The organism is Methylopila capsulata (assembly GCF_016907975.1).
Taxonomy (GTDB): Bacteria; Pseudomonadota; Alphaproteobacteria; order Rhizobiales; family Methylopilaceae; genus Methylopila; species Methylopila capsulata.
This window is the reverse complement of record NZ_JAFBCY010000005.1, coordinates 128,519-140,967: the sequence shown is the minus strand read 5'-3', so window position 1 is coordinate 140,967 and position 12,449 is coordinate 128,519. Positions and strand designations below refer to the sequence as shown.

The following is a 12,449-nucleotide window of genomic DNA, read 5'->3' as shown; positions in this document are numbered from 1 at the left end:
CCATGCGCGGACCTTACCGCGCGGAGCGCAGGTGCCGGAGCAGGGAGACCCCGGCGTAGCCGTCGGGCGCGAGGCCCTGGCGCTGCTGGTAGGACATGATCGCCTCGCGGGTCGCAGGCCCGATCTTGCCGTCCGGCTCGCCAACGGCGAAGCCGCGGCGGGCGAGCAGCGCCTGGAGTTCCAGCCGCTCCTGCTCGTCGAGAGGCTTGTCGTGGTTCGGCCAGGGCGTGACGAAGGCGCCGCCGCCGCGGATGCGGTCGGCGAGGTGCCCGACCGCGAGGGCGTAGCTGTCGGCGTTGTTGTAGCGTTTGATGACCCGGAAGTTCTGCGTCATCAGGAACGACGGGCCGCGCGGGCCCGCGGGCTGCAGCAGGGTGGCGACGTCGGTGGCGCGGGCGAAGCCGCCGCCGGAGGCGCGCTGGACGCCCGCCGCCTGCCAGCGGCCGAGCGGCATCTTGGCGCCCGCCTTGGCGTTCATGCCGCCGGGAAGGATGACCTCGTAGCCCCAGGTCTCGCCGGAGCGCCAGCCGTGCTTCCGGAGATAGTTGGCGGTCGAGGCCAGCGCGTCCGGCACCGAGGTCCAGATGTCGCGGCGGCCGTCGCCGTCGCCGTCCGCGGCGTAGGCCTTGAAGCTCGTCGGCATGAACTGGGTGTGGCCCATGGCGCCGGCCCAGGAGCCGATCATGTTCTCCGGGGCCACGTCGCCCCGCTGGAGGATCTGCAGCGCCGTGATCAGCTCCTTGCGGAAGAACTCCGGCCGGCGCGACTGGCAGCAGGCGAGCGTCGCCAGCGCCTCGATCACGTTGTGCCCGCCCATGGAGCCGCCGTAGTTGGTCTCCATGCCCCAGACCGACAGGATGGCGTAGCGGTCGACGCCGGTCGAACGCTCCAGCGCCGCGAGCGTCTTGGCCCACTGCTGGTAGTTCTCGCGGCCGGCGTTGATGCGCGTGTCCGACACCCGCGTGTCGATGTACTGCGCCATCGTCGTCTTGAACTCGGGCTGGTACTGCGACTTCGCGATCGCCTCGCGGTCGGGCTTCAGGCCGCGGAAGGCGCGGTCGAAGGTCCCGGCGCTGACGCCTGCGGCCGCCGCCTGCGGGCGGAGCTGGGCGACGAAGGCCTGGAACCGCTGGTCGATCGCATCCGCCGCGGCCGGGCTCGCAAGAGCGAGGCCGAGCAGGGCGGCGGTCAGCGTGGCGCTGGCGAATCGGACGGGGCGACCTGCAAGGCGCATGTCGACGTCTCCTCTGAGCCGGGCCGCCTCAGCCGCCCGATTGCGTTCCTGATATCTGCCGGCAGCATACGCGCCAGAGTTTGCATTCGGTTAACCGCGTTGGTCCTTGATGATCAGCAGGACGTGAGCGCCGGGAAACGGTCTTGCGTCGCCCTCCTTCCGCGCCGCGCCTTTACGCGGCGGCTCTCAGCCCCAGAACTACGCTCGGACGACGGTCAATGGACCGCCGTTCATAAAATGACGCGAACGCCCGGAGAACCAATGTCCCGTCCCATCCGCAAGGCCGTGTTCCCCGTCGCGGGTCTCGGCACCCGCTTCCTGCCCGCCACCAAGGCGGTGCCGAAGGAAATGCTGACGGTGGTCGACCGGCCGGTGATCCAGCACGTGGTGGACGAGGCCCGCGAGGCCGGCATCGAACATTTCATCTTCGTCACCGGCCGAAACAAGGGCGTCATCGAGGATCACTTCGACAAGCAGTTCGAGCTCGAGGCGACGCTGGAGCGCCGCGGCAAGCTGGATGCGCTGCGCCTTCTCAAGGAGGACCTGCCGAGCGCCGGCCAAGCGAGCTTCACCCGCCAGCAGGAGCCGCTCGGCCTCGGCCATGCGGTGTGGTGCGCGCGCGAGCTCGTGGGCAACGAGCCCTTCGCGCTGCTGCTGCCGGACATGCTGCACCAGAGCGAGGACCGCAGCTGCCTCGCCGAGATGATCGACGTCTACAACGCCGCCGGCGGCAACGTGGTCGCGACCTACGAGGTGCCGGACGACCAGACGCACCAGTACGGCATCGTCGGCGCCGGCGAGAAGATCGGCAAGGGCTTCAAGATGACCTCGATGGTCGAGAAGCCGAAGCAGGGCACGGCGGAATCGAACTACGCCATCTCGGGGCGGTACATCCTGCAGCCCGAGATCTTCACTCTGCTGGCGAAGCAGGAGGCGGGCGCCGGCGGCGAGATCCAGCTCACTGACGCCATGCTCTCGCTCGCGAAGGAGCAGGCCTTCTCGGGCTTCGCCTTCGAGGGTCGGGTGTTCGACACCGGCTCCAAGATCGGCTTCCTCACCGCGAACGTCGCCTACGCGCTCGAACGCGACGACCTCGCCGGCGACTTCCGCAAGGAGCTCGAGGCCCTGCTGCGGGGCTGAGAGGGTCGCCGCCCTCGACGCCGTTCAGGATGTCCCAGATGACCCCTCATCCGGCGCTTACGCGCCCTCAACAGCAGAGCGTGGCTCTTCGCGTTGAGGTGATGCGCGACGTCGTGGTCCCCTCTCCCCCTGCGGGAGAGGGTTGGGGTGCGGCGTCGTCTCGGACGACCTCCAACGGCTCGGGATGTCCCGGACGACCCCTCATCCGACCGGCGCCCACCCGCCCCGGTCACCGCCTCAAACGCAGGCCGACCTCGATGATCGAGGAGCTGTAGCCCTCGCCGCTTTCGGAGCTCGCGAGCTTCTCGTGCTGGAAGCTGCCGATGAGCGAGAGCGACCGGTTCAGCCGGTATTCGCCCTCGAGCGCCAGGGTGACGGCGTCGTCGACGCGGCCGATGCCCTTGTAGTTCAGCCGCTCCACCGTCGCGCGCGCCGTGAGGAGCACGTTCCGGCGCAGCGCATGCTCCACCGCGACGCCGACCGAGCGCGTCAGCACGCCGCTTGCGCCGGTGAGGTTGGTCTCCTGCAGCGCGCTGCGGGCGTTGAGCCGGACGGTGGTGAGCGCCGTCGGGACCCAGGCGATCGAGCCGTCGATCAGCAGGCCTTCGACCGGATCGAGGCTTTTTTCCTTGGGCGTCTGGCGGCCGTAGCCCAGCGCCAGCTCGCCGGTGATCAGCCGCGTCGCCTCGAACTTCGCGCCCGCCCGCAGCGCGTAGCCGTCCGAGCCGAGCTTCTTTCCATTGACCGGGTTGCCCTCGGCGTCTTCCAGCCGCTCGAACCGCTTGTCGTAGTCGCGGGTGTCGACCGCGATCTCGGCGAAGGGCTGCAGCCGCGGCGAGAGCTCGTAGGCGCCGCGCAGCCGCACCTCGTAGGCGTTGTAGATGCGGTCGGAGTTGTCGAGTTCGCTGCCGTCGAGCAGCTTGCTGTCGTCGTAGAGGTAGCGGTCGACCAGCCCGTCGAGCTGCAGGCTGAAGCGGTTGAAGCGCTTGGCGACGCCGAGCGTCGCGCCGTAGGACTTCTGGATCTCGTCGCCGTCGACGTCGGTCGCGGTCTCCGGGTCGCCGGGGCTCGAGGTGGTGATCGAGGCGCGCAGCTGGGTGACGATCTGCGTGTCGGCGGTCACGTCGATCCGGCCGTCGACCGTCGCGCTCGCCTGCGGCTCCAGGCCGATGTCCGGCGCGTTGGTGAACTTGCGGATCTGGCCGCTGAGCCGCACATCGAGCTGGTGGCGGGACCAGTCGGAGACCGCGTCGAGGTCGCCGCGGAGCCGCCCGTAGGCCGAGCCCTTGCCGCCGGTCTTCACCTCGTTCGGGTTGGTGTCGTAGCCCGCGGTGCTCTCCAGCGTCGGCCGCAGGATGAAGGCGCCCGCCCGGATGCCCGTCGGGCTGTAGGGCTCGTCCGCGAGCCGGCGCGCGCGCGGCCCCCGCGGCGGCGCGCCGAAGCCCGCGCGCGAGCCCGCCAGCGGGTCGCCGATCTGGAGCTGGGTGGTGAGCGGCTCCTCGACCGCCGCGCGCGGCGCGGCTTGCGGCTCGCGGCCGTAGGTTCCGCCGGCGAGCGGCTGGGGTTCGGTCCCGCCGTAGTCGCCGCCGGCGAGCGTGTCGGGGTCGAGCCGGCGCAGCGGTTCGTCGTCGAGGGCTTCCTGACCGCGCGCGACGCCAGCCGCCGCGACGAGCGCGACGAGGGCGAGGGCTGCAAGGCGCTGCGCGCGCGGCATGGCGTCCTTGGATCGGCGCGTGGACGGAGACCGGCGCGGCGCGAACCGGCGGCGTGGTTAACGACCTTGAAACCATCGTGGTTAACAAAGCCTTGCCGCGGGCCGGCTTGGCGCGGTCGCGGCGGCGGTGCTAGTTAGGGGATCCGCGGGGCTCCCGGGCCTTGCGGACCCGTCGCATTCCAGGACTGATCGTTCGATGGCCGAACCTCTGCGCACCCCCCCGTCGCCCGGCCTGACGACGCCGGCCCAGTCCGTCGCCTCGGCGCTGCGCACGGTCGAGACCGAAGCCGCCGGCCTTTCGGAGCTCGCCGCGGCGCTCAGCGGCGCCCTGGGCGATCCCTTCGCGCGCGCGGTCGAGACCATCGCGGCGGCGCGCGGGCGCACCATCGTCTCCGGCATGGGCAAGAGCGGCCACGTGGGCCGCAAGATCGCGGCGACCTTCGCCTCCACCGGCACGCCGGCCTTCTTCGTGCACCCGGCCGAGGCCAGCCACGGCGATCTCGGCATGATCACCTCCGACGACGTGGTGATCGCGCTGTCGTGGTCCGGCGAGACCGCGGAGCTGCGCGACATGGTGCACTACACCGGCCGGTTCCGGGTGCCGCTGATCGCGGTCACCTCGCGCGCGGACAGCGCGCTCGGGCGCGAGGCGGACATCGCGCTCGTGCTGCCGCGCGCGACCGAGGCCTGCCCGCACGGCCTCGCCCCCACCACCTCGACCACCATGCAGATGGCGATCGGCGACGCGCTCGCCGTCGCGCTGCTGGAGAGCCGCAGCTTCACGCCGTCCGACTTCCGCCGCTTCCACCCCGGCGGCAAGCTCGGCGCGGTGCTCACCTTCGTGCGCGACGCCATGCACCAGGGCGAGTCCGTGCCGCTCGCGCCGCTCGGCACCAAGATGTCCGAGGCGCTGATCGTGATGTCGGCGAAGAGCTTCGGCTGCGTCGGCGTCACGGACGCGGGCGGAGAGCTGGTCGGCATCGTCACCGACGGCGACCTCCGCCGCCACATGGGCCCGGGCCTCACCGCCATGGCGGTCGAGGAGGTCATGACCCGCTCGCCGCGCACGGTGCGCTCGACCGACCTCGCCGCCCAGGCGCTGAGCGAGCTGCAGAGCCGGGCGATCACCGCCCTCTTCGTCGTCGACGGCGGCAAGCCGGTCGGCCTCGTCCACATCCACGACCTGCTCAAGCTCGGCGTGGCGTGACGCCCGCGCGGCGTCCGTAGATCTCCGGAAGCGCCGGCCCCGGAGCGCCTTCACCCCGCCTTAACCGGGAATCTTCACCATCCTCCCACGGCCGCGGAAGAATTCCGGTGCGGCGCGCGCAAGGGGCGGACATGGATTTCGCGACCATCATCGGTTTCGTGGGCGGCATCGGCGTCCTCGGCTTCCTGATCCATGAAGGCGGCGGTCTGGAGCGCTACTACTCCGAGCACGCGGTGATCGTGATCTTCGGCGGCTCGCTCACCGCCACGCTGATCCGTTTCGAGCTCAGCGCGTTCCTCTCGGCCTTTCCGACCGCGATCAAGACCGTCTTCCGCGGCAGCCACGGCAACCCGCGCGACCTGATCGCCGAGATCGCCGAGATGGCGGCGATCGTGCGCAAGTCCGGGCCGGTCGGGCTGGACAAGGCGACGCCGCATGATCCCTTCCTCGCCAAGGGGGTGCGCTACGTCGCCGACGGCTTCGACGAGACCTTCATCCGCGAGACCCTGGAGCGCGAGCGCGACCTGAACCTTCACCGGCTGGAGATGGCCGGCAAGGTGTTCCGGGGCATCGGCGACTGCGCGCCGGCCTTCGGCATGATCGGGACGCTCATCGGCATGGTGCAGATGTTCGCCGAGATGTCGGACCCCTCGAAGCTCGGCGTGTTCATGGCGATCGCGCTGCTCGCCACGCTCTACGGCGCGATCGTCGGCAACTTCTTCTTCCTGCCGATCGCCGACAAGCTCGCCATCAAGTTCGCCCATGACGAGCTGAACCAGACGCTGGTGATCGACGGCGTGCTCCAGCTGCGCGCCGGCAAGAGCCCGGCGGTCGTCAAGGAAATGCTGATCGCCTACCTGCCGGAGAAGCACCGGGCGGCCGTGATCGAGGCGGCGGCCTGACATGGCCAAGAAGAAGCACGCCGACCACGGCGGCGGACACGGCTGGTTCGTCACCTTCGCCGACCTGATGGGCCTGCTGATGGCCTTCTTCGTGGTGCTGGTCGCGTTCTCGAACCAGGACAAGAAGAAGATGGCGGCGGTCGCCGGCTCCATGCGCGAGGCCTTCGGCTCGCAGCGGGAGGTCGTGGCGGCGGGCGTGATCGACATCGGCGGCACGCCGACGCGCACCGAGCTGCTAAACAACAGCGCCAAGACCATGAACGACGCCGCGAACCTGTCGGGGCCGCTGTCCAAGGACAAGGCGGACACCGCGGCCGTCGCCCGCGGCTACGCCCGCGCCGCCGCGAGCCTGCGCCAGGCGCTGCGCGCCATGCCGGAGATCGCGGACGTCTCGAACCAGATCGTCGTCGAGGACAACTCCGAGGGCGTGTCGATCTCGCTGATCGACCAGGACGGCCGCTCGATGTTCCAGCCCGGCTCGGCGCGGCCCTCGCAGCGCATCGTCGACGCGCTGACCGCCATGGCGCCGACGATCCGCGCGCTGAACTACCCGATCTACGTCACCGGCCACACGGCGGCGGGCGTGTCCGAGGCCGGCGCGCTCGACGCCTGGCGCCTGTCCGCCGACCGGGCGAGCGCGGCGCGGGAGCTGCTGGCCTCGAACGGCGTGCCGGACGGCCGCTTCACCGTGGTGCAGGGCAAGGCCGCGACCGACCCGATGTTCCCCGACGCGCCCCAGATCGCCGCCAACCGCCGCGTGACGATCTCGTTGACTGCCGCCCCCGGCGCGCTGCCGATGGACCTGAAGCCGTAGGGTTTTGCCCGTTTGGCTCCACGCTGGGCCCGCGACCGCGCCCTACGCACAAGGCCCCACCCGACCTTGGCTTCGCCAAGGCCACCCTCCCCACGCCTTCGGCGCGAGGAGGGATCGCCCGAGCCCGGATCTGCGGCGTGGAAGAGGAGGCGCGGGGATCCCTCCCCTGGGACAGGGGAGGGTGGACGGCCGCAGGCCGACCGGGTGGGGTGGGCATCAGGATAAGGCTCGCGCGCCGGCCGCCGCGCCCTCTTGAGATGACCTGAGAATCTTGGTCCCGGCTCAAGGCCGGGACGCGGGCGGAGCGGCCAGCCGAGCCGCCGCCTCACCCCCTCAGGCGCGCGCTCGCGGTCGGCAGCACCTGCAGCGTGAGCCAGTTGATCAGCTCGGTGCGGCGGATCTTCGGGTCGAGCACGGAGGGCGCGACGCCGAGGCGCCAGGCGACGTCCTTGCGGCCGGGATCGGCGTCGAGCGCCACGAGGTCGGTGATGTAGCCGGCCGCCTCCTCGCCGTCGCGAAAGAAACCCTCCTCCAGCATGATCGGCGTGTAGCGCGACAGGATCCCGCCGAGTTCGGCGAAGGTGTATTCCGGGTGAAACTGCACGCCCCAGAACACGCCGTTTCCGTGCCGGATCTCGGCCGCCTGCACGGCGCAGAGGTCGTTGGTCGCGGTCACGATCGCGCCCGGCGGCACGGCCGCCACCTCGTCGGAGTGGATCGCGGGCGCGTCGAACACCTGGGTGCGGCCGGCGTGGAGCGGATGGCCGCGGCCGGCGTCGGTGATGTGGATCGCGCGGGCGATGCCGATCTCGCGGCCCTGCGGGTTCAGCTTCACCTCGCCGCCGGCCGCGGCCGCGGCCACCTGCAGGCCCCAGCACGAGCCGAAGAAGGGCACGCCGGCGTCGTAGACCGCGCGGGCGAAGTCCACCTGCACCAGCGACTCGCGCTCCGCCTTCCACAGGTTGAGCCCGGAGCCGGTGATCGCGACGCCGTCGTAGGACGCGAGGTCCGAGCCGTCCGGCAGGTTGGCGCCCTCGTCCGCCGGAAAGCAGACGTCGACCGTGGCCTCGAGTGTCTCGTCAGCCGCGAGCCCGGAAAGGATGTCGGCGTAGAACGCGCTCGGCGTCTGGCCCGAGACGGCGGCGTGCCGCTCGCGCATGGCCTTGGGGTTGCCCTCGACGACGAGCAGGCGGAGCGGACGCATCGCGGTCACGCCCGCGCCGCGTCGAGGTCGCCGCGGATCGCGGCGCGGTAGAGCCGCGCGAAGTCCGCGGCCTTGAACGGGATGGGATTGCCGCCGGTCGAGGGATCGCGCTCGGCCTTCTCCGCCATCTCGTCGATGCGGCTCTCGTCCACCCCGAGCTCGGCCAGCGCGTGGGGTACGTGCAGGTCCTCGCGGAAGCGCAGGAGCCAGTCGATGAAGCCGTCGAACCCGCCGTCGATCTCGAATGAGCGCGCGAGGTGGGTGAAGCGCTCCTCGATCGCCGGGCGGTTGGCGAGGAAGACGTAGGGCATGACCACGCCGTTGGTGAGGCCGTGGTGGGTGTCGTAGAGCGCGCCGACGGGGTGCGACAGCGAGTGGATGGCGCCGAGGCCCTTCTGGAACGCGGTCGCGCCCATGCTGGCGGCGGCGAGCATGTTGGCGCGGGCCTCGATGTCGGCGCCGTCGGCCACCGCGCGCGGGAGATAGAGCTTGATCAGCCGCGCGCCGTTCACCGCGACGCCGTCCGCCATGGGGTGGAAGCCGGGGGCGGAGAACGCCTCGAGGCAGTGGGCGAGCGCGTCGAAGCCGGTCCAGGCCGTGAGCTTCGGCGGCAGCCCGACCGTCAGCTCGGGATCGAGGATGACGACCGCCGGCTGCATCTTCGGGTGGAAGATGATCTTCTTCTCGTGGCTCGCCTCGTTGGTGACGACCGCGGCGCGGCCGACCTCGGAGCCGGTGCCGGCGGTGGTGGGGACCGCCACGATCGGCGCGATGGCCGCGGCGTCGGCGCGGGTCCACCAGTCGCCAACGTCCTCGAAGTCCCAGATCGGCCGGGTCTGGCCGGCCATGAAGGCGACCATCTTGCCGACGTCGAGCCCCGAGCCGCCGCCGAAGGCCACGACGCCGTCCGCGTCCGCCGCCGTGTAGGCCGCGACCCCCGCCTCGACGTTGGCGTTGGTCGGGTTGCCCTTCACCTCGGAGAACACGGTCGCGGGCCGCCCGGCGCGCGCCAGGATTTCAAGCGCGCGCGCGACGAGCGGCGTGCTCATCAGCCCGGGATCGGTGACGAGCAGCGGCCGCGCGATCCCGGCCTGCGCGCAGGCCTCGCCGAGGTCCGCGATGCGGCCGGGGCCGACGAGGACACGGGTCGGGTAGTTCCAGGCGGCGGTGAAGGGGCTGGTCATGGGCGTTCTCGCGGCAGGAATGCGGTCGATGGGTGGTCACAAGCGACGTCGTGGCCTCGCGTCAGCGAGGTCGAGTGGGGTGCGCCGCCGGGTTGACCGAGGCGCCCGTTCACGTCGGACGCGTCCCGCGTCCTCCTGAAGGCCTTATCCGCCGCGGCGTCGAAGGCCCCACCCGGCCCGCCGCTGCGCGGCGGGCCACCCTCCCCACGCCTTCGGCGCGAGGAGGGATCAGGAAGGTTACGTCGCCTCGCGGAGATGGAAGCTCTTCGGCCGCGTCAGCGTGTGGAAGCCGATCTCGGAGAGGCCGGCGCCGCGGCCGGTGTCCTTGACGCCGGTCCAGGCGAGCGCCGGGTCGAGGTAGTCGCAGCGGTTCATGAACACGGTGCCGGTCTCGACCCGGTCGCCGAGCGCCTCGGCGAGGTCGACGTCCTTCGTCCAGATCGAGGCGGTGAGGCCGTAGGGGCTGTCGTTCATCAGCCGCAGCGCCTCCTCGTCGCCCGAGACCTTCATGATCCCGACGACGGGCCCGAAGCTCTCCTCCATCATCACGCTCATGGAGTGGTCGACGTTGGTCAGCACCTGGGGCGCGAGATAGGGCGTGCCGGCCTTGTCGGCCGCGAAGGCGCGCGGGTCGAGATGGGCCTTCGCGCCCTTGGCGATCGCCTCCGCGGTCTGGGCGCGCACGGTCTCGGCGAAGCGGGTCGCGGACATCGGCCCGAGCGTGGTGGCGTCGTCGAGCGGGTTGCCGAGCACATACTTCGAGGCGGCTTCGACGACCCCGTCCACGAAGCGGTCGTAGAGGCTTTCGTGCACGTAGACGCGTTCGATCCCGCAGCAGCACTGGCCGGAGTTGTAGAAGGCGCCGTCCGCGAGGTTCTCGATCGCGAAGTCGAGGTCGGCGTCGGCCCGGACATAGGCGGGGTCCTTGCCGCCGAGCTCCAGCCCAAGGCTCGCGAAGGTCCCGGCCGCGGCGCGCTCGATGGCCCGCCCGCCGCCGACCGAGCCGGTGAAGTTGATGTGGCCGACCGCGCCGGAGCGGATCAGGTCCGAGGTCTCGTCGTGGCCGAGATAGAGGTTGCGGAACAGGCCCTTCGGCAGGCCCGCCGTGTCCATCGCCTCCTGCAGCCGCTCGCCGGCGAGGATCGTCTGGTTGGCGTGCTTCAGCAGCACCGCGTTGCCGGCGATCAGCGCCGGGACGATGGTGTTGACCGCGGTCAGGAAGGGGTAGTTCCACGGCGCGATCACCAGCACGACGCCGATCGGCGTGCGCTTGATCATGCGGCGGAACCCCGGCTTCGGCTCGGGGACAAGCGGGGCCAGCGCCTTCTCGGCGATCGTGACGCAGTGCTTCACCCGCTCCTCGACGCCGCGCATCTCGCCGCCGTAGCGCACGGGGCGGCCCATCTGCAGCGCGAGCTCGGGGATGATCTGCTGGTTGAGGCCGAGCAGCGCCTCGAGGAAGGCGAGCATCTTCTGGCCGCGCTCGGCGACGGAGACCTTCGCCCAGTCCTTCTGCGCGCGCGTGGCGTCGGCGACGGCGGCCGCGACGACGTCAGGGCCGTCGATCGGCCGGCGGGCGACCTCGCGGCCGTCGATGGGGGAGATGCAGATGAGGTCGGTCATGATCGTCCGTTTCAAGTGTCGCCGCGCGTCAGATGATCTCGAAATAGCGCTGCAGCTCCCAGTCGGTGATGGCCTTGTTGAACTCGCGCTGCTCCCAGTCGCGGGTCGCGGCCCAATGCTCCACGAATGCGGCGCCAAAAAGCTCCTCCGCCGGCTTCGATTTCGAAAACCGCGCCGCGGCCTCGCCGAGCGAGCGGGGCAGGGCGCGCTCCGCCGGGTGGCGCATGTCGTAGGCGCTGCTCGTCACGGGCGCGTCCGGCTCGATCCGGCGCGCGATCCCCCAGAGGCCGGAGCCGAGGGCCGCGGCGAGCGCGACGTAGGGGTTTATGTCGGCCGCGGTGATCCGGTACTCGACGCGCTGGGCCTTCGGGCCGCCCTCGATCACGCGCAGCGCGCAGGTGCGGTTCTCCACGCCCCAGGTGGCGTCGGTCGGCGCCCAGAAGCCGGGGACCATGCGCGTGTAGGCGTTCACCGTCGGCGCGGCCATGGCGAGCAGCTCCGGCATCAGCGCCTGCTGCCCGCCCACGAACCAACGCATGGCGTCGGACATGCCGTGAGGCTTCGCCGCGTCGTGGAAGGCGGAGCGGCCGTCCGCGTCCTGCAGCGACAGGTGGAGGTGCCCGGACTGGCCGGGATACTCCTTGGACCACTTGGCCATGAAGGTCGCCATCAGCCCGCGCTTCTGGGCGAAGGTCTTGGCCATGGTCTTGAACAGCGTGGCGCGGTCGGCGGCCTCGAGCGCGTCGGAGACCTCGATCGCGGCTTCGAGCACCCCCGGCCCGGTCTCGGTGTGCAGCCCCTCGATCGGCATGCGCATGTCCGCGCAGAGCTTCAGCAGGTCGGCGTAGAGCGCGGAGTGGACGCCCGAGCGCAGCACCGAATAGCCGAAGAAGCCCGGCGTCATCGGCGTCAGCCCGGCGTAGCCCTTGTCGCGGACCGAGCGCGGCGTCTCCTCGAACAGGAAGAACTCGAACTCCGCGGCGGCCTTGACGGAAAAGCCCATGTCCGCGGCGTGGGCGAGCGTCCGCTTCAGCACCCCGCGCGGGCAGATCGCCTCGGCCCGGCCCCCGAACTCGCCCAGCACGAACACCATGTCGCCTTCGAGCGGCAGGTCGCGCGCGGTCTCGGGAACGAGGCGGACCTCCGCGTCGGGAAACGCCGTGCGCCAGCCGGTGAAGCTCGTGTTGTCGTAGAGCTGGTCGTTCGAATCCCAGCCGAAGATCACGTCGCAGAAGCCGAAGCCCTTTTCGAGCGCCGAGGCGAACTTCTCGCGGCTCATGTATTTGCCGCGCAGCACGCCGTCCGCGTCCGTCACCCCGACCTTGACGTGGGAGAGCCCGCGCTCCGTCACGAGGGCGAGGAGGCTGTCGGCGGTGTGGGGCGAGGGCGCGCTCATGTGTGTCAAGGGCCCCGACTGCCGCATCCCG

The 12,449-nt window shown here is 71.1% G+C and carries 10 protein-coding genes; 4 read left to right on the top strand and 6 right to left on the bottom strand.

Annotated elements, in window-relative coordinates; all coding sequences use genetic code 11:
- Positions 1-13: 13 nt before the first annotated feature.
- Complete coding sequence (locus JOD31_RS18650) at positions 14-1,234, bottom strand: lytic murein transglycosylase (protein WP_204951939.1); 1,221 nt, start codon at positions 1,232-1,234, stop codon at positions 14-16.
- A 261-nt stretch (positions 1,235-1,495) separates the two neighbouring features.
- Here JOD31_RS18650 and galU point away from each other — a divergent pair, with 261 nt between their 5' ends.
- A complete protein-coding gene (galU, locus tag JOD31_RS18645) occupies positions 1,496-2,374 on the top strand; it encodes a UTP--glucose-1-phosphate uridylyltransferase GalU (RefSeq protein ID WP_204951938.1) in 879 nt (292 codons plus the stop codon).
- A 229-nt stretch (positions 2,375-2,603) separates the two neighbouring features.
- Here the strand turns inward: galU and JOD31_RS18640 are convergent, their stop codons facing one another.
- Positions 2,604-4,088 (bottom strand): outer membrane beta-barrel protein, encoded by a 1,485-nt coding sequence (locus tag JOD31_RS18640; RefSeq protein ID WP_204951937.1) that lies wholly within the window; start codon positions 4,086-4,088, stop codon positions 2,604-2,606.
- Positions 4,089-4,284: 196 nt separating this feature from the next.
- Here JOD31_RS18640 and JOD31_RS18635 point away from each other — a divergent pair, with 196 nt between their 5' ends.
- The 3 genes from JOD31_RS18635 to JOD31_RS18625 all read left to right on the top strand — a co-directional run bounded on the left by JOD31_RS18635 (position 4,285) and on the right by JOD31_RS18625 (position 7,011).
- A complete protein-coding gene (locus JOD31_RS18635; RefSeq protein ID WP_204951936.1) occupies positions 4,285-5,295 on the top strand; it encodes a KpsF/GutQ family sugar-phosphate isomerase in 1,011 nt (336 codons plus the stop codon).
- A 131-nt stretch (positions 5,296-5,426) separates the two neighbouring features.
- Entirely contained in the window at positions 5,427-6,197 is a 771-nt protein-coding gene (locus JOD31_RS18630; RefSeq protein ID WP_204951935.1) for a motility protein A, read from the top strand.
- A 1-nt stretch (position 6,198) separates the two neighbouring features.
- Entirely contained in the window at positions 6,199-7,011 is an 813-nt protein-coding gene (locus tag JOD31_RS18625; RefSeq protein WP_204951934.1) for an OmpA/MotB family protein, read from the top strand.
- Positions 7,012-7,336: 325 nt separating this feature from the next.
- Here JOD31_RS18625 and JOD31_RS18620 read toward each other — a convergent pair whose 3' ends face one another.
- The 4 genes from JOD31_RS18620 to JOD31_RS18605 form a co-directional block, all read right to left on the bottom strand.
- On the bottom strand, positions 7,337-8,224 hold the full coding sequence (locus JOD31_RS18620) for a type 1 glutamine amidotransferase (protein WP_204951933.1): 888 nt from the start codon (positions 8,222-8,224) through the stop codon (positions 7,337-7,339).
- The gene (locus JOD31_RS18615; protein ID WP_204951932.1) at positions 8,221-9,399 is read right to left on the bottom strand and encodes an iron-containing alcohol dehydrogenase; all 1,179 of its coding nucleotides are present in this window, start codon (positions 9,397-9,399) and stop codon (positions 8,221-8,223) included. Before JOD31_RS18615 ends, JOD31_RS18620 begins: the two co-directional genes overlap by 4 nt.
- 237 nt (positions 9,400-9,636) lie before the next feature.
- Positions 9,637-11,022 (bottom strand): aldehyde dehydrogenase family protein, encoded by a 1,386-nt coding sequence (locus tag JOD31_RS18610; RefSeq protein ID WP_204951931.1) that lies wholly within the window; start codon positions 11,020-11,022, stop codon positions 9,637-9,639.
- Between the two features lie 28 nt (positions 11,023-11,050).
- Positions 11,051-12,418: a glutamine synthetase family protein gene (locus JOD31_RS18605; RefSeq protein WP_204951930.1), complete on the bottom strand. Its 1,368-nt coding sequence runs from the start codon at positions 12,416-12,418 to the stop codon at positions 11,051-11,053.
- Positions 12,419-12,449: the final 31 nt, after the last annotated feature.

What these genes read in the sequence shown, in the direction of transcription:
- JOD31_RS18615 (WP_204951932.1), bottom strand. Translation starts at nt 9,399, where the DNA reads ATGACCAGCCCCTTCACCGCCGCCTGGAACTACCCGACCCGTGTCCTC.
- JOD31_RS18610 (WP_204951931.1), bottom strand. Translation starts at nt 11,022, where the DNA reads ATGACCGACCTCATCTGCATCTCCCCCATCGACGGCCGCGAGGTCGCC.
- JOD31_RS18605 (WP_204951930.1), bottom strand. Translation starts at nt 12,418, where the DNA reads ATGAGCGCGCCCTCGCCCCACACCGCCGACAGCCTCCTCGCCCTCGTG.
- JOD31_RS18640 (WP_204951937.1), bottom strand. Translation starts at nt 4,088, where the DNA reads ATGCCGCGCGCGCAGCGCCTTGCAGCCCTCGCCCTCGTCGCGCTCGTC.
- JOD31_RS18630 (WP_204951935.1), top strand. Translation starts at nt 5,427, where the DNA reads ATGGATTTCGCGACCATCATCGGTTTCGTGGGCGGCATCGGCGTCCTC.
- galU (WP_204951938.1), top strand. Translation starts at nt 1,496, where the DNA reads ATGTCCCGTCCCATCCGCAAGGCCGTGTTCCCCGTCGCGGGTCTCGGC.
- JOD31_RS18650 (WP_204951939.1), bottom strand. Translation starts at nt 1,234, where the DNA reads ATGCGCCTTGCAGGTCGCCCCGTCCGATTCGCCAGCGCCACGCTGACC.
- JOD31_RS18625 (WP_204951934.1), top strand. Translation starts at nt 6,199, where the DNA reads ATGGCCAAGAAGAAGCACGCCGACCACGGCGGCGGACACGGCTGGTTC.
- JOD31_RS18635 (WP_204951936.1), top strand. Translation starts at nt 4,285, where the DNA reads ATGGCCGAACCTCTGCGCACCCCCCCGTCGCCCGGCCTGACGACGCCG.